This window comes from Shimia sp. MMG029 (assembly GCF_027947445.1).
Lineage (GTDB): Bacteria > Pseudomonadota > Alphaproteobacteria > Rhodobacterales > Rhodobacteraceae > Shimia.
Map to the genome: position 1 here is coordinate 244,639 of NZ_JAQJIM010000004.1, position 23,894 is coordinate 268,532.

The window sequence follows — 23,894 nt, forward strand, 5'->3', positions numbered from 1 at the left end:
AGCCGTATGACAGATCTGCGAAAGCCGTGACGGGTCGTGACATCGCAAAAAGCCATTTGTGGTTGGTGCAATGATCCCGCAGAGTGGCCGCGCATTTGAAGTCATGGGGAGAGGGACATGGATTGGGATGACGCATACGCCAATGCCGCACATATCGCTGGGGCTGAGGCGTACCCACCGCGCTGGGCGGAAGAGGCTGCGGCGTATCGTGAAGAGACCGGTGCCGAGATTGATCTGCCTTACGGGGAGGGTTTGCGGCATCGGTTCGATGTGATGCGCCCCAAAGGCATTGCAAAGGGGCTCTTTGTGTTTGTGCACGGGGGATATTGGCTGCGGTTTGACAAGTCTTCCTGGAGCCATTTTGCCCGTGCGGCTGTGGCGCAGGGCTGGGCTGTGGTCATGCCTTCCTATGATCTGGCACCAAGCGTGCGCATTTCAGAGATCACAAAACAGATTGGTCAGGCTGTGTGCCGTGCAGCGGAAGTGTTTGAGGGACCAATCATATTGTCGGGACATTCCGCTGGTGGACATCTCGTTGCCCGGATGATTTGCGAAGGTGTGTTGCCAGTCAATGTTGCACATCGGATCACACGCGTGGTGCCGATTTCACCTGTGTCTGACCTGCGCCCTTTGATGAAAACCGCGATGAATGCGGATTTGAAGCTGGACGCAGCAGAATGTGGTTCTGAAAGCCCGGTATTTGGCACGCCGCATGCGCATGTCGATGTCACGGTTTGGGTTGGTGCAGAGGAGCGGCCTGTGTTTCTGGATCAGGCGCGCTGGCTGGCAGAGGCTTGGGGCTGCGATCTGTTTGTGGCTGGTGGCAAGCATCACTTTGATGTCATCGACGCCTTGGCAGACCCTGAAAGTGATTTTGCCCGGATGGTCCTAGGCTAGGGTTTAAAGCAGGGCACTGTATCACCGTCAGCTGGGCGCGCATGCCAGACCCCCCGCGCAATGGCGCGGGCCAGACAGGTCGCGGCAGCATGGCCGAGCCAGAGGGTATCTGCGACCTCTGTTTCGAGCGGCTTGGCATTTGTACTGACGCCAAAAATCAGATCTCCGTCCATTGGCGTGTGCGACGGCACCAAAGCGCGGGCCATCCCGTCATGCGCTGCGGTAGCCATGCGCGTGCATTGCGCCTGCGTGAGATCTGCATCGGTTGCGACAATGGCGATGGTGGTGTTGTGGCTGGACAGTTTGGTGTTGGGCAAGCCCGTTGGCGTAGAGGGCAGCAGGCCCAAGTTCCCAAATTCGTCACCGACTTCCCAAGGGGCTGCCCAGAAGTGTTGCCCATCTGGAGAGGCATCGCCGAGCGCGTTTACAGCCACCAAGGCGCCGACCGTATGGCCGGATGGCAGGATCATAGATGCGGAGCCAAGACCGCCCTTGTGTGTGGCTAAAGTTGCGCCGGTTCCCGCGCCCAAGGAGCCTAATGTGAAGTCATCGGACGCAGTGTTGAACGCCTCAGCACCTAGACGCTTGTAGGGGTTTTCGGCCCAGCCTTTGTTTCCTCCATTGAGGAGATCAAAGAGAATGGCACCGGGAACAATGGGGATGTTTTGGTCGCCAACCGCAAAGCCACGTCCGGCGGATCGCAGGGCATCGGCAACACCGGAGGAAGCATCCAAACCAAAGGCCGAGCCGCCTGAAAGCGTTAGTGCATCAACCTGTTGCACGGTTTTGTCTGGTGCGAGCAGATCGGTTTCACGTGTGCCCGGTGCGCCGCCCATCACGCTGACGCCGCAGGTGAAAGGCGCCTCGCCAACCAACACGGTTGTGCCCGTCTTGATCGTTGTGTCCTGAGCATTGCCGACGCGAAGCCCGGCCACATCGGTGATCAAATTTCTGGCTCCGGTTTGCATCTGGGTACTCCTCTTTGCGTTCACAGTAGGCGCCTCGAATTTGGGCGCAAGAGTATCAGGATGCGCAGAGCGTCGGATTTTTGTTGCGCAAGACGAGCTTCCTTTGGCATGACTTGCACAGGCATTGGCGATGGCGTCGCCACATTCTGCATGAAGAATGCGCCACACTCTTTACAGTCCTGAACGCCGGGACCTCTTTGATCGGAGGTCAACATGACATCACGTCCTGAATTTTATCGGTTTCACAATGGCGAGAAAGCGCCGTTGCAGTTTACGGAGGCCGAGTATGAGGCCCGCGTGGCTGGTTTGCGCGCATTTATGGTGGAGGCTGGCGTTCATGCCGCGGTATTCACCTCTATGCACAATGTGTCTTACTACTCCGGTTTCACCTATTGCGCCTTTGGGCGGCCATATGCCGTGGTCGTAACACCTACAGACTGTGTGACGATTTCAGCGGGCATCGACGCGGGCCAACCGTGGCGGCGCTGCTACGGTGATAACATCACCTACACCGACTGGCAGCGGGACAATTACTGGCGGGCGATCCGCTCGATCACGGGCGAGGGCGCAGTGATTGGTTTTGAGGGCGATCACCTGACGCTGCTGCAGCAAAGCAAGCTGAACAGTTTCCTTGCGCCAAAGAGCATGGTTGATCTTTATGAGCAAACCATGCGGCAGCGTATGCATAAGAGTGCAGCAGAGATTGAGTTGATCCGCGCAGGCGCTGCAGTTGCTGATGTGGGGGGATATGCCATCCGTGATGCCGTTAAGGCTGGTGTGCGGGAGATCGACGTGGCCATGGCTGGGCGGAACGCAATGGAGCTTGAGATCGCCAAGCGCTTTCCCGGTGCAGAGTATCGCGACACCTGGGTGTGGTTTCAGTCGGGCATCAATACAGATGGCGCACACAATCCCGTAACCGCGCGTGAACTGCAACGTGGCGATATCCTGTCGCTCAACACCTTCCCGATGATCTCTGGCTATTACACAGCACTTGAGCGCACGATGTTTGTGGAAGAGGTCGACCCGGCGAGCCTTGCGATCTGGGAAGCCAATGTGGGCGCGCATGAATTGGGGATTTCTCTGCTGAAACCGGGCGCGAGCTGCGCCGAGGTGACCGAGCAGATCAACACCTTCTTTGCAGAGCGTGACCTGCTTCAATATCGCACCTTTGGCTACGGCCATAGCTTTGGCGTGTTGAGCCACTACTACGGGCGCGAAGCCGGTTTGGAGTTGCGCGAGGATATCGACACGGTTCTGGAGCCAGGCATGGTGATCTCCATGGAGCCGATGCTGACGATTGCCGACGGGCAACCCGGCGCCGGTGGGTATCGCGAGCACGATATTCTGGTGATCACTGAAGATGGCAACGAGAACATCACAGGCTACCCCTACGGGCCCGAGTTCAACGTGGTTGGGTAAACAAGCTGTTGCGCCCTGCGGGGCGCGGCAAACCTGCGCGTTTCTTAAGCACGGTTGTCCAAAAGGGCAGAGGTGCGAAACGCGATACACTTATTGTGTGAATTTTCGATCTCAAAAGTAATTCGCTCTAGGGTGGTGTAGCCTACTCTCCCCTCTTTCTTTTGACGTGCACATTTGCAACAGTTTGCCCGAATTGGATGCAGAGGCGATGTAAATGGGCGTAACATTCCCCATATGCGCTTCAAGATATTAGAAAAGAAGGGGGTGTTTTATGGCGAATTTTGAAACCCAAGTGCGCGAATCCCAGGCGCAGGTTGCCGCAGCGCAGAGCAAAATCGCAGAGCTGACCAGCCGGATTGATGCCGCACGTGAAAAGATGAAGACTGGCGATGACGTTGCAATTGATATTGAGAACGCGACGCTGGATGACGTGCATGCCCACACAGAGGTGATGAACGCCAATATCGCCGAGCTGATCATGGGCCTTGATGATGTGACGGCGGCGTTTTCCAAAGACTTTGATCAGATGCGGGACAAAACCGGCTGGGAGAGCTTTGTGGGCATCTTCAGCCGTGGCAAATCAGAGTCGATGCGTGCCGAGCGGATCAAGACGGCCAATATTGACGACAAGCTGCAGGATCTGATTGCGAAATCGGATGTGATCACCAAGCTTTTGGAAAGCCAGCTGGCCGTGCTGGAAGAGCAGAAGGTGAAGGTTGAGGACAATCTTACTGAGACGCTGGACGAGCGTGAATTCACTGTAGGTGAGTTGGAAAATTTGCGGGCCGAGATCCTTGGCATGGATCCTCAGATCATTGCGCTGGAGAACAAAATTGCAGTGGAACAGGACGCCGCCGCGCGCACAAAGCTTGAAACCGAACTGGCGGATCTAAACAAAGCCTACAACGAGCTGGTACAGCAAGAGCAGGTGAAGCTGGCCAAAAGCCAGACACTGGAGCGCTATATCGAGAAAGGCAAAACCTGGGTCGACAGTCTGCAAAATCAGGCGGCGACGCAGATGGTGCTGATCAATAAGTTGCAGACCGACACAAAGCAGCGTGTGGTGCTTTATGATGCGCTCACCAAATCGCTGAAGACAGCGCAACAGCAGGACATCGCGCACCGCATCAACGAGATTGGCGTGGAAACCGACAAAGAGGCGCAGGCTTCCATGGCTGCGATTGGCACCGCCACCAACCAGCGCATGGCGGATATGATGGAAGCCCATGAAGAGCATATGGTCTTTGCCCGTGATGTTCTGGCGGCGAAAGCCAAGGCGGATGAGCGCTTTGCCCGGAGGTTCCAGAAGATCGTCGAGAAGCACGACAAGAACCTCTATGGGGCGTGATTTGTTTTCCAATTATCAGGTTCTGTTAGAATTTGTTTCCTTGGCCTTGTTCATTTTTGTCATGATTTGGAGTGATCTGGCTCTGAAAGAACGATCACTACGAAACACTCTTTTCGAAGCCATCAAACTGAGCATAGCTGTGGTAGTCTTCGTTGCTGTGGGCCTTGGTCTGGTCTGGGCATTGGCCATCGGCTACACGTTTGTCCTTTTTCCCGTTTTGATCGGTTTGTTTGTTTGGTTCGGAAGAGGAAATCCTCCTTGGAAACAGCAAGCTACCCCAAAAGACTATCCTGGGCCGACGCGCATGAATGCAGATTTCCCGAGGGTTGTTCAATTGATCGAAACGGGCATTCAAACGTCCCTATTGATTGGTGTCGCTTGGGTTCTCGTCGGCTCGTTTGCGTTTGATATAGAAACATCTCTACCAAGCACGATCACTTTGGCCGCGCTGTTTGGGTTCATGCAATGGGGGCGCTATGTGTCGTTCAGAAGATTTGCCCGGTCAGACGCCGATTTGGCTGAAACAGTGTTCTATAACCCGGTGGACGGCTATTTTCGTCAGTCAAGATGGTTGAGCAAGTGACAATGAATTCAGACCATACTGCGCTGATGGAAACGCATGCCTCGCGGCGGTATTTTCAGAAGTTTGCGCGGATCACGGAGCATCTGACGCAGGTGGCCGCGACACGTGAGGCGGAGGGCGAGATGCGCGCTGATGAGGTGAAAATCCTCACGCGTTATCTGGCCTCCATTGGCTACACGTTCAAAGCGCTGAGCATGAAGTATCTGCTGGTGGGGCGGCAGACCGGGCAGTTCTTTGGCAGCCTCGCTATGGACGCAGTGGAAAGCGGCTTTCCGATGTTCAATGAGCTTTTGGTGATGGCCAACGATGCACAGCAGGCAGAAAGCCATCTGCGCAATATGCCGGAGGCGGAAACGCTGAAGAACGATATGCTGCGCACCATTATTGGAGATCAGGAGATCCCAACCAAACTGCAATTCGCGTTGAGCCAGCGGCTCTATTATGAGGAGTTGCTCAAAGGAGAGTTGTTCTGGGCGCAGAACCATCCTGAGGTGCTGTGGCTGGGCAATCTCTCTGAGCGGCGGCGCAAGTTCCTGCTGCATTGGGCGGTCTATGACAGTCAGGTCAATCTGCCGACGATTTACCTCATGGAGCTTGAGGACACAGGCAAGCGGGCCTTGCCCAAGGATGAACGGCGCTGGCCAGAGGTGCAGGCGCATCTGATGGCACAGGCGGTGGCAGGTTTGAAGCTTGTGACCATCGCCAAGGGCTTTGATGAGAGCTTTGACGATCTGCATCCCAAGCGATTGCAGCGCCTGCATGTGGGGCCGATGTATTCCAGCGCTTTCACGCGGCAAAGCGGGCCAATCCGCGATGTGCTGGAGGCGGCGCGGGCACCGGAAGGGGAAGACTGGGCCTTGGCCTGGACCACCGAAGAGTTGCTGAGCGAAGACGTAAAGTCAGAGCGCTCTGGCTGGTTTGGCACCGTGGAGCGTCAGATATTTGCGCTCGATCCTTTTGCCGGGCGCGGGGCAGACACTGGCGCCACACGGATGGAGCGGTCAATTGTTTTGCCACAGCGGCCTTTTCAAGCGCTGGAAGAGCTGAACCCACCGGGATTTGGCAGCGTGAACAAATATGTGGTGAGCCAGCAGGGACGGGTACTCAGGTATTGAATGGATGCTGTTCAACCAGATTTGACTGCGCGGCTTTCGACGATAAGAATTTTTGGGGTGTGATGTAAGATGAGCCTGACAAGTGACCAGATGGAGCTGCGCGAAGAGGATATTCGCAAGCACTATGACGCCGCAGCGCAGATGCTTGCAGGCTTTGACCACACGCCGCGCATTGCCAAAGGCAAAGACGTGGCACCGGCGGCTGAACGGTCCAGTGGAATCGGCACACGGCGGCGGTTTCGCTCGACCACGCCGGGTTTGGTCACGCGTTCAACCGCGAGGCCCGAAGGGGTGCATCTGGTGGAGCGCATTGAGGGCGCAGGCGTGGAAGACCCGCTGGTGTCGCCGGTGCAGGCCAATGTGTTGCACGGTTTGCGGCGGGCTTTGGCGATTGCCTTGGCGGTTGGAGAGACTTTTTCCGAGGCGGCGGGTCTGGCCGATCTGAAGCGGGACAATCTGGCGGGCAGTCTGAGCGCGGACAAGAAAGCAGCGTTCTCTGAGCTCTTGGCAGCGGAGGCGCTGGCGGTGAGCTATGTCTTTGCCAATGCGACCTCCTTCCTTCTCGCGCCACATCTCGCGGAAACGCAGGTTGAGGTGGGCGAGGTCGAAGAGATCCTGACCGACAACGCGCAGCTGGCGCTGCATGGCGCGCTTTGGGAGCTGGATCAGGACATCGCCGCACTGGTCAGCAGTGAAGATCGTCTGGTGGCTTGTGTCTGCGCCTTTGCCGAACAGTTGATGGAGAAACTGGCCCTCCGCGCCCAGAATGCGCCGCGTCTGGAAGCCTTTGTGGGCGCGCGCTGGAAGGTGGAAGCGGATGATCTGGCCATCGACGGTTTCACACCAGCACGCGCGGCCAAAGGCAGCACGCTGACCATGAGTTTCAAAAAACCCAACGAGGTTGTGGGCAACCATATCGCCAAATATCAGGCGATGAAGCTCGCCAAGATGCTGATGGCTTATGATTTTGATCGGCGCATGAATCCCTTTGCTGAAATGGGCGGCTTTATCTTTACCTTCATGGGGGATGGCGCGCCGGGGACAGGGAAAACCACGCTTATTCAGATGATGGCGGGGATGATCCACGATTATTGTCAGGTGGCAGGCTATGCTTTCCGTTATCAGAATTTTGGCATCGACAACATCGACAGTTATCAGGGCAAATCCGGCCAGAATGCCAAGGCTTTTGTGGCCAATGTACTGGACCCGCAGGTGATCGGATTTGGCACGATTGATGACATCGACCAGATCGCCGGTAAACGTGGGGACCGGCAGAGCTCGGCCGGGCAGCAGGAGGTCACCGCCGTCTTTATGGAAGCCTTTGCCGGGGCGAATACGGTGGTGCGTGGCAACTGTACCTTTGGGATGTTTTCCAACTACCCAGAAAATGTGGACGATGCGCTGCGCCAGCGGGCTGGCGCGCGCTTTCTGGTGGATGGGCCGCAGACGCGGGAGGATTACATCGACATCCTCGCGCTGCTGATGGGCAAGAACCATGACATTGCGCTGGGTGAGCATACCTTGTTTGAGGCACAGGCCATTCAGACAGCGGTGGCCGCCAGCTTTGAAAGCCACAATCGCCCCCATGAGGAGGGGCTGCTCAACGTGTTTGAACGCGTGCAGGGGAAAGTCGGTGAGCTGGATACAATTGCCAAGATGGGCACCTATCTGAAGGCCATTCAAGAGGCTGACCCGCGTTTTACGGGCCGCGCCATCAAGAACATCACCGATGCGGTGAAAGTGCGTGCGATGGATTTTGAACTGCCCGACGAATGGATGGAACAGCCCGATCTGTTCCTGACAAAGGACTACGACACCAAAAAGGCGATGATTGCTGAGCTGCGCGTGCCGATCACCACCGAGATGGTGGTGCAGGAGATCAACCGCTATGCCGACAGCGAGTTCCGCTATGCCGACAAGTCTGACGAGGCCGCGATAGAGGCCATGGTGCGCGACATGGGCCGTACCGAGGCAGCGAAACAGCGCTATCTGAAAGGCAAAGCCTGATGTTTGTGATTGATACTATTGGGTTCTGGAACACATTGGTTCCGCTGGCTGCTTTAGGGCTGTTGGCGGTGCTGTTGCCGCGGGTTCTGGTGGATCGCGAAACGCGCTCACATGGCAAGCTGCTGCATGGCATCGCGCTGACAGCAGCGTTTCTGGTGGCAATCGGTTTCATGATCTCGATCGCTGTCACCCAGATGCGTGGGTTTGAGGCCGTGGGACACTTTGAGATTGATCCGCTGGGCGCAGCATGGGTGCATCTGCGCCTGTCGCTGATGACGGCAATCGTCTGGGGGCCGGTTCTGGGGCTGGTGTGGTTTGGCCAAGCGCAGGGCGTGGAAGCGCGGCGCGGGCAGGATATCGCGGCGGGGGATCGGTGATGGAGGGGATGATAAATGCATAGACTGATCCAACGCGGCTTGATGTTTGGCAATCTGATCGAGGTTGCCTCCCCGGTGTTGGTGGAGCGCTACAATCGTGCGCTGAAACATCTGACGGGTAAAACCACCAACCTCACTGATTTTCACATCGATATCTCGGGCTATTCGCCGGAAATTGGCGACGAGCTGGATGATCATCTCTACCTCAACCACGGCGGCTGCAATCGGCAGTTCATCCTGTTGACCACGGATCAGAAAGCCGCGCCGCTCCTGAATGCGAAATTTTCGACCAGCCGCGATATTCTGCGTCACTTTATCGAGGAAAATGAGCCACAGCTCTTTGCCCTCACAGCACGAGATGCGGTGGCCGGTGAACTGGTGAACTCCGTATTTTCCGTGAGCGACCCAAGCCGCCTTTTGGACATTCGGCAGGTTACGATTGAAGCAGACACCACGGCGGGCACGCTGCGCGATGCCGAGAAGCTTGGCGCGTTGGCGGATCGGTTCAAGCAGGAAGAAGACGGCTGGTTTGATGATGTGTTGATCGCGGATATGATCACACTCGCCAAACGCACAGGGGACGTGACGCGCAATCCGGTGACGCTCAAGCAAATGGCGTTTGACCAGCAGGATTATTGGACTGCGCATTTTGGCGGCGTTTATTTGTTCCGGGGCGTGGAGCACCCTGTTGTGATCGCTGCACAGGACAGGTCCGCTTTGGGGGAGCTGCCTGTCAAATACTGCTTTGAATTCTCAGACCGCAACCAGATTGCCAAGTTCCTCGAAATGAACAATTTGGCGGAGCCGATCGTGAAGGCGCGCGGTGTGGATGGTGTGGCGATCTTGCGCCAGAAAATGGACTTCATTGTCGTGGACGCGGCGCAGGATGCGGGCGTTGATCTGACAGGGGCAACCCGCAGTGATATTCGCCGTCTGGCACGCGCGCATGCGGAGGCGTTGCCGCCAGAATATCATGCGCTGCGAGGAATTGTCGCCTGGGCTGAACACAATGGACCCTGGCCCAAAATCACCAGCGATCACCCAGCCTATTTCTACACCCTGCGTGCCACAGATACGGATCAGGCGGATCTTGTGAACATGCTGCTGTCTGAACTGGCGCCAAAGGACATACGCCAGCTCTTCATCTGCCACAAAGAGGTGTTCTATCGCCTTTATCAAGGCTGGTCAGACACCAAGAAGAGCTTTGTCGCGGACTTTCTGGAACGTGAATATCAGGTGGACAAAGCAGGGGCACGAGAGGCGCTGTTTGGGCGTGATCTCCCGCTGGAGATGCCGCGTGTGCGGCGGCGTGTCAGCGAGGATATGATCGCGCGCGTTGGTCCCTGGGGGGCGGTGAGGAGGTAGAAAATGGCATTGCTGCGTCTAACGGTAATCGGCTTCATCGTGCTGACCATCATTTATGTTTGCCTGTCGCTCTACAGCCGTGCGGTGCGGCGCTCTAAACTGCGTGCAGAATGGGACGAAGAGGGCATGACAGGTGATAAAGACGCGTTTATCGAGCAAGGGCTGCAAGAGTATGATGGCTCTTTGCGTCGAAAACTGATTTTGGGTGTTTATATTGTACCAGTGACCTGTGTTGCGATCCTTATCTATGTCATCAACTTCATGTAGAGGCGGCTTAAATGGTTTATGTAAAATGGATTTTCCGGATCCTGTTTTGGGGCGGTTTGGCGGCCTGGCTGCATTACACGCTGCCGCAACATGACGTTGTGCGCCTTGTTGGCACCTATGAAGAGCGCCAGGAGTTGGGCGACTGGACGCGGATTTTTTGGTCCAAGCCGGACACACAGTCAGAAGGGCTGATCAACCGCGATGTGCAGTTCCTGCAAGGCTTTGACAGCAACGACAAAGCCCGCGTGTATCGCAATGAGGATACCGGCTGGAGCTGGCCACCGTATTTCAAATTCGACACTGCGAACCTCTACACAGAGGCCAATGATGCGGTCTCTACCAAAGATGCACCGGAGTGGGTGGTGATCACCCACTATGGCTGGCGCAATGAGTTTTTCTCTGCCTTTCCAAATGCGGTGTCCATCAAACCCGCCACCGGGCCGGATATGCAGGTTATCCCATGGTTTAACATCATTTTCCTGACGCTTTTGGCCGCGCTCTTCTGGGCAATCTATGTGCGCTGGCGGCGCTTCCGCGAGGCGCGGATTGACCCTGTGCTCGATGATGTGGCGGACAGCTGGGATGCCGCTGGCGACAATATCACTGAAAAGCGCGGCCGCTTCCGCGCCTGGCTTGACACCTGGCGCGGGAAGGCGCGTTAACGCATGCCGTAGTAGAGGCCGACCACATGTTCGGCCTCTGCAAAGAACAGCCAACGCGATGTGGCAACGCCCGCGATATGGCTGATCAGGGCAATCGCAGCCAGGAAGTGGCCGAAGGGCAGAAGTGTCAGAACCACCAAGGGCAGCGCAAAGGTCAGCACAAAGGCGATCACACGCAGTTTCTGTGCGTGTTTGCGCCCGATGACATAGATGAACTCCTTGACCAGATAGTTCGGCGCGGTGTGAGGATGTGCCATTGAGCGCACCGTGCCGCGTTCGCCCAATCCTGTGGCTGTGCCCATGTCTGTGCCGCTACTGGTTAGTGCGTTGTCGCCCCTTATCCACCAGAAGATTTGGATGACAGCCGCGATGGCCAGCAAGGCGATTGCAATCGTGATACGGCCTGACAGCAGCGCGCCCCCTGCCAGCGAGAAACTGAGGTAAAGTGCTGGCGTTAATGGGGTTTTCCAACGCGGGACAGTATCGAGCTGGGCATAGATCATCGAAGTCGTAAAGACAGTCAGCAGTGACAGTAGCGCTCCGATCCAGCCTAAGATCACGATATGTGTGGCAAAGAAGATCAGGCAGAGCGCATAGAGCCCCATGACGCAGAGCGCGGCGACGGCACAGATGCCCTCGCGACTGAGCCAACTGGTCCGCCATTGGCTAAGCGCACGCCAGGCGCGTTCTGGGTGGCCAAGGTGGAAGGTAGAGGACAAAAGCCCGCCAACCGCCAACGCGAAGCCTATGAAAAAGAAAGCAAAAGCCACTCCGCTTGTGGGGGGCGTGAGGTCGATGCCAAGCCAGAATAGAAGGCCGAACCCAAGACCAGAGAGGGTGGAAAAGATGATGACGGATGGTGCGGGGTGCATCAGGCAGACCCTCCGGGCAGTTTATCAAGTGCTTTGTCGAGCCATCCGAGGAAGCCGACCGGTTCTTCGGCCACAGGTTTCAGAAGCGGGGCCAAAAGGCTTTGATCATCCCAGGAATCCTTGGGCCTTGGGGGCAGATATTTGTTCACAGGTTTGGTGCCCATTTCCGGCATGAGGTCGAATCCGCCTCTGCTTTCAACAAGTTGGCTGACGTCTGAATTGGGATCAGACAGGTCGCCGAAGTGGCGGGCACCAGCAGGACAGGTGCGCACGCAGGAGGGGATTTGGTCTTCTTTGGGTAGGTTTTCATTGTAGATGCGATCGACACACAGCGTGCATTTCTTCATCACGCCCTCTTCCTGATCCAACTCGCGGGCACCATAGGGGCAGGCCCATGCACAAAGGCCACAGCCGATGCAGTGATCTTCGTTCACCAGAACAATGCCATCCTCAACCCGCTTGTAGCTGGCCCCTGTAGGACAGACGGTCACACAGGGTGCGGTTTCGCAATGCAAACAAGACTTTGGAAAGTGTACGGTTTGCGCCGCACCCTCCTCGGGCTGCACTTCAAAACTGTGTACCCGGTTGAGGAATGTGCCCATAGGTTCTGTGCCATAGGGGCGTTGATCAGACAAAGGCGCGCCATAGTTTTCCGTGTTCCAGCCCTTGCAAGAGATCACGCAGGCGTGGCAGCCAACACAGGTGTCCAGATCGATCACGAGGCCGAGTTTGCGGTCGGTTTGCGTTGGGAGATCAGTCATGTTTTGACCTCTGTTTTGCGTCGGTATTGCGGCTGTATCGTGGAGGTGCGGCGACTCGCTTGTTGAATTGAGGTCATACTCATTTGCCGACCTTCCATGTGAGTGTTTCCGGGCCTTGCGGCACAGGTGATGTGATGGGGGCAAAGGTCGGTTGCGCCACAACAGGCACGGCTGCTTTTTCGATTTTTACCCGTAGGTCAAACCAAGCGGCCTGTCCGGTGATGGGATCGGAATTGGCCCACCGCAGGCCATCGCCTTTGGGCGGCAGAAGCTCGTGGATCAGATGGTTGAGCAGGAAGCCGCGGTTGGCTTCCGGCGCATCTTCAGAGAGCGCCCAGGTGCCACGGCGCTTGCCGATGGCATTCCACGTCCAGACGGTGTTCTCATTCAATGCTGCCTGATGGGCCACAGGGACAGTGATTGCGCCATGCGCAGAGGTCACGCGTGCCCAGTCGCCTTCCTCAAAACCATGTTTGTCCCAGAGTTTGGTTGGCAGGTAGAGCGGGTTTTCTCCGTGCAACTGCCGCAGCCAGGCGTTTTGGGTGCCCCAACTGTGATACATAGCCATAGGGCGTTGCGTGAGCGCGTGGACATCGAATTCGTCAGGATCCACGCGGCCATCTTCCAGCGGTTCATACCAGATCGGCAGCGGGTCCATCACCTGCTTTAAGCGGTCGCGCAGATGATCCGGTGGCTGGATGTCCCCATGCCCCTCGGCGGCGCGTTGGAACTTGCGCATCGGCTCTACATAAAGCTGGAACAGGAAGGGTTGCGGTGCATCAAAGAGGCCGATTTTCACCGCCCAGTCCTGATAGTGCTGGTTCCATGGCTTCATATAGAGCGCATTCTCGGGCACATGTTCGATGGCGAAGCCGCCATTGTCGATATAGCGCTGAAGCTGATCTGGGTTCACTTCGCCGCGACCAAACTGGTCGCCATCTTCCCCCCTGAAACCTGCAAGCGGACCGACGCCGGGGCGGCGTTCGTGGTTCACGATATAGTCTGCGTAGTCTTTCCATTTGGGCGTGCCATCCTCATTGAGGAAATGCGGCAGACCAATGCGCGCGCCCAGCTCGATTAGGACGGATTGAAAGCCGCGCACATCGCGGTCTGGCTCTACCACCGGCCAGCGGATGGCATCAGCGGCACCATCTGCCTCACAAATCGGGCGATCCAGAAGTGAGATACAGTCGTGACGCTCCAGATAAGTGGTGTCCGGCAGGATCAGATCAGCGTAGGCGACCATTTCCGAACTATACGCATCCGAATAGATGATGCGCGGGATGCGATAGCCACCATCATCATTCCGGTCGGTCAGCATTTTGATCACGCCAGAGGTGTTCATCGTGGAGTTCCACGACATGTTCGCCATGTACATGAACAGCGTGTCGATCGGATAGGGATCCTGCGCATGGGCGTTGGAGATCACCATATGCATGAGGCCATGCACGGACATGGGGTTTTCCCAGGTAAAGGCCTTGTCAATCCGGCAGGCCGTGCCGTCCTCATTGATCTGCAGGTCTTCGGGGCCACGCGGAAAGCCGAGGTGGGGGCCTGCGAGCGGTTTGCCGGGGCGGCCATAGCCATGTGGCGTGGGGTGGGCGGAGACCGGCTTGGGATAAGGCGGTTTGAACCGGAAACCGCCGGGCACTTCGACAGTGCCCAATAGGATTTGCAGCACATGCAGCGCGCGGCAGGTCTGGAAGCCATTGGAGTGCGCCGAAATCCCACGCATGGCGTGGAAGCTGACCGGGCGGCCTGTCATGGTTTTGTGGGTTTCGCCCCGGAAGTCGGTCCATTCCTGTTTCAGCTCAAAGGCCTCGTCAAAGGCCACGCGGGCCAGCTCGGCGGCGATGGTTTTGATCTTGACCGCCGGAATGCCGGTTTTTTCGGCCACTGCTTCGGGCGCGTATTGCGGATCAAGATATTTCTCCGCCATCAGATGCATGACGGTTTTGTTGCCCTCAAAGGTGGCGGACAGGTCGGGGCGCACGCCTTTCTGATCAAAGGGGGTAAGCTTGCCTGTGGCGCGATCCACCACCAGCTCTTTGCCATCGGCATCGCGCATCAATAAACCAGTTTCGCTGTCTACCAGAACCGCTGCGTTCGTGTATTGCGCGAGGTAATGCAGATCGATCTTGCCTGCCTTCATCAGCTCATGAATGAGGGCCAGAATGAAAAGCCCATCAGTGCCCGGGGTGATGCTGACCCATTCATCAGCAACGGCGTTGTAGCCGGAGCGTACAGGGTTCACACCAATGACCTTGGCCCCACGCGCCTTGATTTTTCCAATACCCGCTTTGATCGGGTTGCTGTCGTGATCTTCGGCCACCCCAAAGATCATGAAGAGCTTGGTGTGATCCCAATCCGGTTGGCCAAATTCCCAGAACGCGCCACCCATGGTGTAGATGCCTGCCGCCGCCATATTGACGGAGCAAAATCCGCCGTGGGCTGCGTAGTTGGGCGTGCCAAAGTGCTGGGCCCAGAAGCTTGTGAAGCTTTGTGATTGATCCCGCCCGGTGAAGAATGCCAACTTGTGTGGCGCTGTTTCATGCAGCTCGGTGAGCCAGCCAACAGCGATGTTCATCGCCTCTTCCCAGCTGATTTCCTCAAATTCGCCAGATCCGCGTGGCCCGACCCGCTTCAGCGGCTTTCTGAGCCGCGATGGCGCGTTCACCTGCATGATCCCTGCGGAGCCTTTGGCGCAGAGCACGCCTTTGTTCACCGGGTGGTCGCGATTGCCCTCAATGTAGGCGACCTTACCATCCTTCATGTGCACATTGATGCCACATCGGCAGGCACACATGTAACAGGTCGTCTGGCGGATCTCGTCAGAGACTTTCGGAGAGGTGTTGAGGGTGGGTTGCTGGAATGTCATCTGGCCTCCCTTGGCGCGTTTATCCGGTGAGCAGGTAAATCCCCGTGAGAATGAATGCTGCGATGAAGATGGTCTGGGTCACGATCAGCGCGATGGCCGCAACGCCGACTCCCAAAACCTGTTTGAGGTTTGTTTTCATGCCCACAGCCGCGACAGCGGTGAGCAGAAGATAACGTGAGGTTTCGCTCATGAGGTCACAGAGGACAGCTGGAAGCAGGCCCAGTGAATTGAGTGTCGCGAGCGCAAGGAAGCCGATCACGAAGCCCGGCAAAAGTGGCGGGCGCTGGCCGTCATCCGGCGCGGCGGCAAAGCTGCGGATCAACATGGAGGCGACAAGCACCACAGGGGCCAGCATGGAAACTCGGATCAGTTTCACAAGAACGGCCGTGTCACCGGCATCCTGAGAGATCGAAAAGCCCGCGCCCGCAACCTGCGCCACATCATGGATGGTGCCCCCAAGGAAGACACCGGCCATGTGATCATTGAGGCCAAAAGCTTCCACAATAGGCGGATAGGCGATCATGGCGATGGTGGACATGACCGTGACGCCCATCACGGTGAACAAAAGGCGTTCTTCCGAACGTGCGTCTTTGGGGAGGATGGCGGCGATTGCCATGGCAGCAGAGGCACCGCAAATGGCCACCGAGCCTGCTGTCAGTACAGCAAAGCGCCATTTGTGACCAAAGAGCGGGGCGATCAGGAGGCCGAACAGGATTGTGACAACGACGCCCAGTACGGTGAGTGCAATGAGCTGCCAGCCAAGCTCCATCACCATCATGGCAGAGATACGCACGCCCAGCAGGGCCACCCCAATACGCAGAACCGTGCGCGCGGCAAAGCCGACGCCAGCGACGGTACGCCCCTCTTCCCCCACAAAGTTCAGCGCGATGCCCAACAGCAGCGCGAGCAACATCGCCGGGGCGCCATGATGCTCGGAAAGCAATTGCGCCGTTGCCGCCACGGTCACAGCCACCGCCACGCCGGGGAAGTAGAGGCGAAACGCCTCTTTCATATGCGTTTTGATCTGATTGAGGCTGCTATATTGGGAGCCTGTTCTATTCATTGCGGGCAAGCGCGGAAATCCTTCTTTCTGACAGCAGAGACGAATAAACCCTGTCAGGTCAAGCCGGTGTCTTGATCAGTTTCGTATTAGCGTGTGGAGATTGGCTGATACGGGCGCATGTCAGGCCCGTTGTAGAGCGTGAGGGGGCGGATCAGAATGTTGCTTTCTTGCTGGTCCATACACTGGATGATCCAGCCGGGCATGCGGCCAATCGCAAAAATCGGCACATAGAGATCCATCGGAATGCCATGCAACTGGTAGATCACCCCGGAGTAAAAATCCACGTTCACGTTGAGACCGTGGCGGGCGTAGGGCTTCATCGCGTCGACCACGCCCTGCAGTATTTCATACCATTCCGGTGCGCCCATTTCTTCGCCGAGCTTCTTCACGCCGTCGCGCATGTGGCGGGCGCGGGGGTCTTCGGCGCGATAAACACGGTGGCCAAATCCAGTGACAGCCTCCCGATTTTTGCGCTTTTCTTTGATGTATTCAGCGGCGTTGTCAGGCGTGCCAATCTCCTGCACCATTTTCATCACGTCCTCTGCCGCTCCGCCATGCGCTGGGCCTGCGAGGGTGGAGAGGGCCGTGACAATGCCGCCGTGCAGATTTGTATCGGTGCCGATGGTAACGCGCGCTGCAAAGGAGGAGGCATTGGCGCCATGTTCGGCGTGCAGGATAAAGTCCACATCTGCCAGCTTTGCCGCGCCCTCAGAGGGTTTTTCCCCTTTCAGCATCCAAAGCCAGTTGGCGGCATGGCTGAGCGTTTTGTCGGCGGGCACAGGATCACGTCCATTGCGGATATTTTCATGCGCGGCAATGATCATGGGCACTTGCGAGGTAAGGCGCAGACCATTGGCAAGAAACGCCTCAGCGCCGGTGTTTTGGCTGTCGCTTTCCAGCGCGGCGAGGGCTGAAACAGCCGTGCGCAGCACATCCATCGGATGGCCGTCTTTGGTCGCGCGGATGATGTCATAAACCGCTGAGGGCAGTTCACGCGCGGCTTTGAGTGTTGCGTCAAACGCGGCAAGTTCAGCTGCCGTTGGCAGCTCACCATGGATCAGCAGATAGCAGACCTCTTCAAACGTGGATTGGGTTGCGAGATCATGGATAGAATAGCCACGATATGAGAGTTCTCCTTTGGCCCCGTCGATATGGCTCACGCCCGAGCGTTCGAAGTAAATACCTTTGAGGCCGCGGTTGATCTTGACGTTTTCTGTCACGGGTGGCTCCTTAATCGCAGGAATTGGGGAGGAACGATGTCAGCATTAGAGACCGCTATCGCCGGTGCGAAGACCCGCAAAGCCCGGGTTGTGATGCCCGAAATGGAAGACGATCGCATTGCGCAGGCATCAGAGCGGCTGCGGGCTGACGGGATTTGCGAGCCAGTTGAGCTTGGAGACAATACAGAGGCGTATGTTGCCGCGCTTGTGGATGCTCGAGGTCTAAAAGAGGCTGTGGCGCGACGGATGCTCGCGCGCCCGCTGTATCGCGCGGCTGCCATGGTGGCGGTGGGGGAAGCGGACGCGATCGTGGCGGGTGCTGTGGCCTCCACCAAGAAAGTCATTGAGGCTGCGAGTATTGGAATTGGCTTGGCGGACGGTGTGTCCGTGGCCAGCTCTTTCTTCCTAATGAGGTTCCCCAATGGCCGTGAAGTGATTTTTGCCGATTGTGGGCTGAATGTAGATCCGGACGCAGAGGCGCTCGCTGCAATTGCATGTGCGTCTGAGCGCAGCGGCGCAGCTCTGCTTGGGGAGGCAAAGGTAGCGCTGCTGTCCTTTTCGACTGGGGCATCCGGGGCAGGGGCCAGCGTTGAAAAGGTGCGTGACGCGGCTGCGGCGACGGGCTTTGTTGGCCCGGTGCAGGGCGATGCGGCGCTGAACCCCCGCGTGGCAGAAATGAAGGGCCTTGGGGCAGGCGACGCCAATGTCTTGGTCTTTCCGTCGCTGGATGCGGGCAACATCGCGTATAAACTGGCGCAAGAGCTGGCAGGGGCGCAGGCTCTCGGCCCCATTCTCCAGGGTTTCCGAAAGCCCGTGTGCGATTTGAGTCGAGGTGCCACGGTGCAGGATATTGTGGATGCGACAGCCGTGTCTCTGGCATTGGGGTGAGACGAGATCATGCGGCCTCCATCAGAGAGGCTGCATCCATCGCGATCATGCGCTCTTCTTGTGCCGGGATCACCCAGATTGAAACCTTGGACGTCTCTGCATGCAGGCGTGCTTTGCGGGCGTGATTAGCATCTGGATTCATCCGCGCACCGACCCACTCCAAAGAGCGCAGGATGCGGGCGCGGACACCAATTGCGTTCTCCCCAATACCGCCTGTGAAGGCGATGGCGTCCAGCCCCTCCATTGCAGCGATCAAAGACCCTGCATGGCGCACCGACCAGTAGCAAAAATGCTCTATGGCAAAGGCACTGTCGGCAGACGGGTCCACCATAAGGTTGCGCATGTCTGATTTGCCTCCAGACAACCCCAACAGGCCGCTTTCATGGTTTAGAATGGCCTTGGTGCGCTCCAGCCCGTTTTCTTCGACCAGGCGTAGAACGGCATTTGCGTCGATCCCGCCCGAGCGCGTGCCCATGGTCAGACCGTCAAGAGGCGAATAGCCCATGGTTGTCGCGATGGATTGGCCATTTTTGATCGCGCAGAGCGACGCCCCATTTCCAAGATGAAATGCCAGCAGGCGAGAAGGCAGTTTCTCGCCGGATATCTCCGGAAGATTTTCCACCAAAGAGGCATAGCTCAGCCCATGAAAACCGTATCGACGGATGCCTTTGGTCTCCATCATGCGTGGAATGGCATAGCGGGTTGCGGCCTCTGGGTTGTTGGCATGAAACGATGTGTCAAAGCTTGCATATTGTGGCAGGCTAGGGGCAATTTCTGCCAGCGTATCCATAGCTGCGAGATTGTGCGGATTGTGTAGTGGCGCAAGCGGCGTACAGGATGCAATTTCAGCCCGCACTTCGGCGTTTACTTTCACGGGTGCGGTCAGTTTGCGCCCACCATGCACAACCCGATGTGCCGCAGCGCGCAGGTCTGCCACCGCCACACCTTCTGCTTTGAGCGCTTCCAGCACGGCCTGTAATGCGGCGCGATGATCTATGAAGGGAAGATCGCGCGATTGTCCGGCGATGGACAAAGAAGAGGCACCGCCGATTCCATCGGCGATGCCAGAGATGCACTCGGTCAAGTCGCCATCAAAAACAGCGAATTTGATCGAAGATGACCCAGCGTTGAGCACCAGAATGGGGCGAGTGATGCTGGGTCTCGCCATAGGTTAGCTCCCTGTCTGAGGAACCATGTCCGCCGGGTCGATGCCCGCGACGGCAACGGGCTTTTTCATCGCGTCGCGGCGGAAAGGCTCACCAAGCTCCTGGTTGATCAAGGCTTCGATCAATGTGGTTTTGCCATGGTTCATCTGGTCATCCACTGCCTTGTTAAGTGCGGCTGTGAGTTCATCCATGGTGCGGGCCACCACGCCTTGCAGGCCACAGGCTTGCGCGATGCCTGCGTAAGACACCTGTGTGTCCAGCTCTGTGCCGACGAAGTTGTCATCATACCACAGCGTCGAGTTTCGCTTTTCAGCGCCCCACTGATAGTTGCGGAACACAACTTGAGTAACGGCTGGCCACTCTTTGCGCCCAATCGCGGTCAGCTCGGTAACCGCAATGCCAAAGGCACCGTCGCCAGAGAAGCCCACAACCGGCACATCAGGGCAGCCAATTTTCGCACCAATCACCGAGGGCAGCCCATAACCACACGGGCCAAACAGGCCGGGGGCAAGGTATTTGCGCCCGGAATCGAAATCTGGGTAGGCGTTCCCGATGGCACAGTTGTTGCCAATGTCAGAGCTGATTATCGCCTCGCGCGGGAGGGCAGACTGAATGGCACGCCACGCCATACGCGGGCTCATCCAATCTGGTTTGTCATCGCGTGCGCGCTGGTTCCATGTGGTGCCCGGATCATCGTCTTCATGATCCATGGACGAAAGCTGCTGCGCCCAGGCGGATTTGGTTTTGGCAATGTGGCTCCTGCGTGCGTCACGCCCCATGTCCCCAGCCGTGTCCGCCAGCTGCTCCAGAATGCCCGCGGCCACTTTGGCAGCGTCGCCCACAATGCCAACATCCACAGTTTTGGTCAGGCCAATGCGGTTGGGATTGATGTCCACTTGAATGATTTTCGCATTGGCAGGCCAATATTCAATGCCATAGCCCGGCAGCGTGGAGAATGGGTTGAGGCGCGTGCCAAGTGCGAGCACAACATCCGCATCTTTGATGAGTTCCATCGCCGCCTTGGAGCCGTTGTAGCCCAAGGGGCCAGCAAACAGTGGGTGTGAGCCGGGAAACGCGTCGTTGTGTTGGTAGCCCACACAAACCGGCGCATCGAGCCGCTCTGCCAGCGCCATGGAAGCCGCGATGCCACCTTTGGACAGCACCACACCTGCGCCATTCAGCAGCACCGGGTTTTTGGCTTCGGACAGAAGCGCAGCCGCCTGTGCCACAGAAGAGCTGCCGCCGGGGGAGGATTCAAATTCCACGGGTTCCGGCAGGGTGATGTCAACCACCTGTGTCCACATATCGCGCGGAATGTTGATCTGTGCTGGCGCGCTGTGACGTTTGGCTTGGGCGATCACGCGGGCCAGAACCTCGGCAATACGGGACGGATCGCGCACCTCTTCCTGATAGGCAACCATATCCTTGAACAAGGCCATCTGCTCCACTTCCTGGAAGCCACCCTGGCCAACGGTCTTATTGGCGGCCTGCGGTGTCACCAGCAGGAGCGGGGTGTGGTTCCAGTAGGCGGTTTTCACCGCGGTCACGAAGTTGGTGATGCCGGGGCCGTTTTGCGCGATCATCATCGACATCTTGCCGGTGGCGCGGGTGTAGCCGTCGGCCATCATCCCGCCAGATCCTTCATGTGCGCAATCCCAGAAGGAGATCCCAGCCTGCGGGAAAATATCGGAAATTGGCATAAAAGCCGATCCGATGATGCCAAAGACATGTTCGATGCCATGTTTTTGAAGCACTTTTACAAAGGCTTCCTCGGTTGTCATTTTCATGAGGCGAACTCCTATTGCGCCCGAAAGGGAGGTATGGGGCGGTCGTTTTGGTGAGAAACTACGGTTTGGCGTAGGGTGGCGTTAGGGCCAGTTTGTTTTCCCGGATATATCCAGATCAGAGTGTGCGCAGGGCTTGCGCAATACGAGACACACCTTCTGGTATGCGTTCACAAGGAATGGAGGAATACCCAAGGCGGTAAAAGTTCCTGGGAATGTCTGAGCCAGAGAAAAACGATGCGCCCGGCTCGATCAAAACGCCTTCGTTTTGCACCTTTTGCGCGAATTCTTCGGTGTCGATCTCGCTCTTTGTGCGCATCCAGAAACTGGACCCCCCGAAAGCTCCTTGGCCAGCAACATCCAAGCCTGATTGCGTGATTGCCTCTTGCATCACGGCCCGGCGTTCCTTGAGCGCCTCCCGAATGCGCCGGATCAAAGCATCATAGTGCCCAAGCGAAAGAAAATAGGCGGCGGTGCGTTGAATGTGCCCAGGCGGGTGCCGCAATACAGAGGCACGCAGGGCTCGGGCCTCGCGGATGAAGGCTTCACTGCCCACCAGATACCCTAGCCGCAGTCCGGGAAACAGCGATTTGGAGAAGCTGCCGACGTAGATCACACGACCTTCGGTATCCAGCGATTTCAGGGCCGGCGACGGCGCATCCAGAAAAGACATTTCAAATTCATAGTCATCTTCCACAACCAGTGCATCGATGTCGCGGGCGCGCTCTAGAAGCGCATGGCGTCTGGGCATTGGCATGGTGGCTGTGGTGGGGCATTGATGGCTTGGCGTGGTGAAAATCACATCTGCCTCAGTCGGAATCAGACTGGGATCCAGACCGTCCTGATCCACGTCGATCGGCGCCAAATGACAGCGCGACTGATTGAGAATATCTCGCAGAGCGTGGTAACATGGGTTCTCGATCGCTGCCATACGGCGCTGGGTGAGCAAAACCTGCGCCGCAATCCAAAGCGCGTTCTGGGCGCCGAGCGTAATCAGAATCTCCTCGGGGCGGGCAATGATGCCCCGACGCGGCAGTGTGTTGCGCGCGATAAATTCCACCAGTTCTGGGTCATCTTGGTCGTAGTAGTCTGACGTCAGCGCTGTGAAGTCTTTTTGGCCCAGCGCTTGCAAGGCGCACAGGCGCCAATTCGCATGATCAAACAAACTTGGATCTGTTTGGCCGTAAACGAATGGGAACTGGTAACTGGCCCAGTCTTGGGGTTTTTGGGGCGTATCCCCGCCGGTGTAACGCCGGCCAATAGCGCGCGTCCAATCAATGCTGTCTTCACGCTGTTTCGGGGGGGAAAAGCTTGGCGGCACGGGCGCATTTTCGGAGACGTAATAGCCAGATCGCCCACGTGAGGAGAGATAGTCATTTGCCAAAAGTTCAGTGTAGGCGAGCGTTACCGTGATGCGGCTGACGCCCAGGTGACTGGCAAGCTTTCGTGAGGAGGGGAGTTTTTCTCCGCGTCGGAAGCGACCAGACAGAATACCTTCCGCGATCAACTGTTGGATCTGCGCTTGAAGCGTGCCCTGAAAACCGGGGGAAAGGAAAAAGGTTTCAACCGATATTGCCATGTGGAAACGCTATACTGGACTTATCCGGGTTGCAAACTGGACTTTTCCTCTCCTCGCGAATGTCAATGTTTTCAGCGGTTCTGGTCTAGCTTGTGTCTCAGATTGGCGTGAACTGCAGGCCATTCATGTTCACAGATAGAGTAAACAGCGGTGTCACGTAGTGTGCCGTTTGCCATGATCGTATGATTGCGCAATACGCCATCCAACTTGGCGCCAAGCCGTTCGATTGCGCGTCGGGACTGGTGATTCAGGAAATGGGTGCGAAACTCCACGGCGATGCAAGACAGCTCTTCGAATGCATGGCGCAGCATCATGAGTTTGCACTCTGTGTTGATTGGAGAGCGCTGCGCGGACTTTCGATACCACGTTGATCCGATTTCCACACGACGGTTGGCGGCGTCCGTGTTCATAAAGGTGGTCAAGCCAATGGCGCGGCCTGATGGGTCCAAAATGGCGAAAGCGGTCATGTTTGGTTGAGACAGGCGACGCTCGATTTCTGCGGGCACCGCCGTTGGGCTCGGCACGGAAGTGTACCACAACGTGTGCAGATCGCCATCCGCAGAGGCTTCAGCAAGCTCGGCGCTGTGAAGCGGGGCGAGTGGCACAAGGCTGGCATGCGTGCCTTTCAGCGTGACTGGCACGGGCCACTTTCCTGTGTCCATGGGACGATTT

General features: G+C 57.2%; 21 protein-coding genes. 11 read left to right on the top strand and 10 right to left on the bottom strand.

From position 1 onward, the window contains the following. Nucleotides 1–117 precede the first annotated feature (117 nt). On the top strand, nucleotides 118–897 hold the full coding sequence (locus PJL69_RS12395) for an alpha/beta hydrolase (RefSeq protein ID WP_271309919.1): 780 nt from the start codon (nucleotides 118–120) through the stop codon (nucleotides 895–897). On the opposite strand, the gene PJL69_RS12400 is transcribed toward PJL69_RS12395, so the two are convergent. Next, nucleotides 894–1,865 (bottom strand): P1 family peptidase, encoded by a 972-nt coding sequence (locus tag PJL69_RS12400; protein WP_271309920.1) that lies wholly within the window; start codon nucleotides 1,863–1,865, stop codon nucleotides 894–896. The two genes, PJL69_RS12395 and PJL69_RS12400, sit on opposite strands and share 4 nt — an antisense overlap. Nucleotides 1,866–2,078: 213 nt before the next feature. Here PJL69_RS12400 and PJL69_RS12405 point away from each other — a divergent pair, with 213 nt between their 5' ends. The 9 genes from PJL69_RS12405 (at nucleotide 2,079) to PJL69_RS12445 (ending at nucleotide 11,011) form a co-directional block, all read left to right on the top strand. Further along, nucleotides 2,079–3,287, top strand: coding sequence for an aminopeptidase P family protein (locus PJL69_RS12405; RefSeq protein WP_271309921.1), 1,209 nt, complete (start codon nucleotides 2,079–2,081; stop codon nucleotides 3,285–3,287). Between the two features lie 271 nt (nucleotides 3,288–3,558). Then, the gene (locus PJL69_RS12410) at nucleotides 3,559–4,635 is read left to right on the top strand and encodes a hypothetical protein (protein ID WP_271309922.1); all 1,077 of its coding nucleotides are present in this window, start codon (nucleotides 3,559–3,561) and stop codon (nucleotides 4,633–4,635) included. After that, nucleotides 4,625–5,218, top strand: coding sequence for a hypothetical protein (locus tag PJL69_RS12415; RefSeq protein ID WP_271309923.1), 594 nt, complete (start codon nucleotides 4,625–4,627; stop codon nucleotides 5,216–5,218). Before PJL69_RS12410 ends, PJL69_RS12415 begins: the two co-directional genes overlap by 11 nt. Nucleotides 5,219–5,220: 2 nt before the next feature. Then, nucleotides 5,221–6,333 (top strand): hypothetical protein, encoded by a 1,113-nt coding sequence (locus PJL69_RS12420; protein ID WP_271309924.1) that lies wholly within the window; start codon nucleotides 5,221–5,223, stop codon nucleotides 6,331–6,333. 69 nt (nucleotides 6,334–6,402) lie between these two features. Further along, nucleotides 6,403–8,340 (top strand): AAA family ATPase, encoded by a 1,938-nt coding sequence (locus PJL69_RS12425; protein ID WP_271309925.1) that lies wholly within the window; start codon nucleotides 6,403–6,405, stop codon nucleotides 8,338–8,340. Continuing rightward, nucleotides 8,340–8,717 carry a hypothetical protein gene (locus PJL69_RS12430; protein WP_271309926.1) on the top strand — a complete coding sequence of 126 codons (378 nt, stop codon included), beginning with the start codon at nucleotides 8,340–8,342 and terminating at the stop codon, nucleotides 8,715–8,717. Before PJL69_RS12425 ends, PJL69_RS12430 begins: the two co-directional genes overlap by 1 nt. A gap of 15 nt (nucleotides 8,718–8,732) precedes the next feature. After that, nucleotides 8,733–10,082, top strand: coding sequence for a DUF6638 family protein (locus PJL69_RS12435; RefSeq protein ID WP_271309927.1), 1,350 nt, complete (start codon nucleotides 8,733–8,735; stop codon nucleotides 10,080–10,082). Nucleotides 10,083–10,085: 3 nt separating this feature from the next. Further along, nucleotides 10,086–10,349, top strand: coding sequence for a hypothetical protein (locus tag PJL69_RS12440; protein WP_209076703.1), 264 nt, complete (start codon nucleotides 10,086–10,088; stop codon nucleotides 10,347–10,349). Between the two features lie 11 nt (nucleotides 10,350–10,360). After that, nucleotides 10,361–11,011, top strand: coding sequence for a DUF1523 family protein (locus PJL69_RS12445; protein WP_271309928.1), 651 nt, complete (start codon nucleotides 10,361–10,363; stop codon nucleotides 11,009–11,011). Here the strand turns inward: PJL69_RS12445 and PJL69_RS12450 are convergent. The 5 genes from PJL69_RS12450 to PJL69_RS12470 all read right to left on the bottom strand — a co-directional run bounded on the left by PJL69_RS12450 (nucleotide 11,008) and on the right by PJL69_RS12470 (nucleotide 17,805). Further along, nucleotides 11,008–11,883 (bottom strand): dimethyl sulfoxide reductase anchor subunit family protein, encoded by an 876-nt coding sequence (locus PJL69_RS12450; protein ID WP_271309929.1) that lies wholly within the window; start codon nucleotides 11,881–11,883, stop codon nucleotides 11,008–11,010. The two genes, PJL69_RS12445 and PJL69_RS12450, sit on opposite strands and share 4 nt — an antisense overlap. Beyond that, nucleotides 11,883–12,644, bottom strand: a complete 762-nt coding sequence (locus tag PJL69_RS12455) for a 4Fe-4S dicluster domain-containing protein (protein ID WP_271309930.1) — start codon at nucleotides 12,642–12,644, stop codon at nucleotides 11,883–11,885. Before PJL69_RS12455 ends, PJL69_RS12450 begins: the two co-directional genes overlap by 1 nt. Before the next feature lie 79 nt (nucleotides 12,645–12,723). Continuing rightward, nucleotides 12,724–15,522, bottom strand: a complete 2,799-nt coding sequence (locus tag PJL69_RS12460) for a molybdopterin oxidoreductase family protein (protein ID WP_271309931.1) — start codon at nucleotides 15,520–15,522, stop codon at nucleotides 12,724–12,726. Nucleotides 15,523–15,541: 19 nt separating this feature from the next. Next, nucleotides 15,542–16,534: a YeiH family protein gene (locus tag PJL69_RS12465; RefSeq protein WP_271310002.1), complete on the bottom strand. Its 993-nt coding sequence runs from the start codon at nucleotides 16,532–16,534 to the stop codon at nucleotides 15,542–15,544. A gap of 137 nt (nucleotides 16,535–16,671) precedes the next feature. After that, nucleotides 16,672–17,805 carry a citrate/2-methylcitrate synthase gene (locus PJL69_RS12470; RefSeq protein WP_271309932.1) on the bottom strand — a complete coding sequence of 378 codons (1,134 nt, stop codon included), beginning with the start codon at nucleotides 17,803–17,805 and terminating at the stop codon, nucleotides 16,672–16,674. A gap of 36 nt (nucleotides 17,806–17,841) precedes the next feature. Between PJL69_RS12470 and PJL69_RS12475 the strand changes: the two genes are divergently transcribed. Beyond that, nucleotides 17,842–18,693, top strand: a complete 852-nt coding sequence (locus PJL69_RS12475; protein ID WP_271309933.1) for a phosphate acyltransferase — start codon at nucleotides 17,842–17,844, stop codon at nucleotides 18,691–18,693. A 7-nt stretch (nucleotides 18,694–18,700) separates the two neighbouring features. Here PJL69_RS12475 and PJL69_RS12480 read toward each other — a convergent pair whose 3' ends face one another. From PJL69_RS12480 to PJL69_RS12495, 4 genes are all read right to left on the bottom strand, one after another. After that, entirely contained in the window at nucleotides 18,701–19,861 is a 1,161-nt protein-coding gene (locus PJL69_RS12480) for an acetate/propionate family kinase (RefSeq protein WP_271309934.1), read from the bottom strand. 3 nt (nucleotides 19,862–19,864) lie between these two features. Then, on the bottom strand, nucleotides 19,865–21,646 hold the full coding sequence (xsc, locus tag PJL69_RS12485; protein WP_271309935.1) for a sulfoacetaldehyde acetyltransferase: 1,782 nt from the start codon (nucleotides 21,644–21,646) through the stop codon (nucleotides 19,865–19,867). A gap of 115 nt (nucleotides 21,647–21,761) precedes the next feature. Further along, entirely contained in the window at nucleotides 21,762–23,222 is a 1,461-nt protein-coding gene (pdxR, locus tag PJL69_RS12490; protein WP_271309936.1) for a MocR-like pyridoxine biosynthesis transcription factor PdxR, read from the bottom strand. A gap of 71 nt (nucleotides 23,223–23,293) precedes the next feature. Beyond that, nucleotides 23,294–23,884, bottom strand: coding sequence for a GNAT family N-acetyltransferase (locus tag PJL69_RS12495; protein ID WP_271309937.1), 591 nt, complete (start codon nucleotides 23,882–23,884; stop codon nucleotides 23,294–23,296). Nucleotides 23,885–23,894 lie beyond the last annotated feature (10 nt).

Excerpts from the sequence above, each read along its gene's own strand:
- PJL69_RS12495 (WP_271309937.1), bottom strand. The coding sequence starts at position 23,884 with ATGGACACAGGAAAGTGGCCCGTGCCAGTCACGCTGAAAGGCACGCAT.
- PJL69_RS12480 (WP_271309934.1), bottom strand. The coding sequence starts at position 19,861 with ATGGCGAGACCCAGCATCACTCGCCCCATTCTGGTGCTCAACGCTGGG.
- PJL69_RS12450 (WP_271309929.1), bottom strand. The coding sequence starts at position 11,883 with ATGCACCCCGCACCATCCGTCATCATCTTTTCCACCCTCTCTGGTCTT.
- xsc (WP_271309935.1), bottom strand. The coding sequence starts at position 21,646 with ATGAAAATGACAACCGAGGAAGCCTTTGTAAAAGTGCTTCAAAAACAT.
- PJL69_RS12430 (WP_271309926.1), top strand. The coding sequence starts at position 8,340 with ATGTTTGTGATTGATACTATTGGGTTCTGGAACACATTGGTTCCGCTG.
- PJL69_RS12455 (WP_271309930.1), bottom strand. The coding sequence starts at position 12,644 with ATGACTGATCTCCCAACGCAAACCGACCGCAAACTCGGCCTCGTGATC.
- PJL69_RS12475 (WP_271309933.1), top strand. The coding sequence starts at position 17,842 with ATGTCAGCATTAGAGACCGCTATCGCCGGTGCGAAGACCCGCAAAGCC.
- PJL69_RS12465 (WP_271310002.1), bottom strand. The coding sequence starts at position 16,534 with ATGAAAGAGGCGTTTCGCCTCTACTTCCCCGGCGTGGCGGTGGCTGTG.
- PJL69_RS12400 (WP_271309920.1), bottom strand. The coding sequence starts at position 1,865 with ATGCAAACCGGAGCCAGAAATTTGATCACCGATGTGGCCGGGCTTCGC.
- PJL69_RS12410 (WP_271309922.1), top strand. The coding sequence starts at position 3,559 with ATGGCGAATTTTGAAACCCAAGTGCGCGAATCCCAGGCGCAGGTTGCC.
- PJL69_RS12425 (WP_271309925.1), top strand. The coding sequence starts at position 6,403 with ATGAGCCTGACAAGTGACCAGATGGAGCTGCGCGAAGAGGATATTCGC.
- PJL69_RS12420 (WP_271309924.1), top strand. The coding sequence starts at position 5,221 with ATGAATTCAGACCATACTGCGCTGATGGAAACGCATGCCTCGCGGCGG.
- PJL69_RS12460 (WP_271309931.1), bottom strand. The coding sequence starts at position 15,522 with ATGACATTCCAGCAACCCACCCTCAACACCTCTCCGAAAGTCTCTGAC.
- PJL69_RS12440 (WP_209076703.1), top strand. The coding sequence starts at position 10,086 with ATGGCATTGCTGCGTCTAACGGTAATCGGCTTCATCGTGCTGACCATC.
- PJL69_RS12435 (WP_271309927.1), top strand. The coding sequence starts at position 8,733 with ATGCATAGACTGATCCAACGCGGCTTGATGTTTGGCAATCTGATCGAG.
- PJL69_RS12395 (WP_271309919.1), top strand. The coding sequence starts at position 118 with ATGGATTGGGATGACGCATACGCCAATGCCGCACATATCGCTGGGGCT.
- PJL69_RS12405 (WP_271309921.1), top strand. The coding sequence starts at position 2,079 with ATGACATCACGTCCTGAATTTTATCGGTTTCACAATGGCGAGAAAGCG.
- PJL69_RS12415 (WP_271309923.1), top strand. The coding sequence starts at position 4,625 with ATGGGGCGTGATTTGTTTTCCAATTATCAGGTTCTGTTAGAATTTGTT.
- PJL69_RS12445 (WP_271309928.1), top strand. The coding sequence starts at position 10,361 with ATGGTTTATGTAAAATGGATTTTCCGGATCCTGTTTTGGGGCGGTTTG.
- pdxR (WP_271309936.1), bottom strand. The coding sequence starts at position 23,222 with ATGGCAATATCGGTTGAAACCTTTTTCCTTTCCCCCGGTTTTCAGGGC.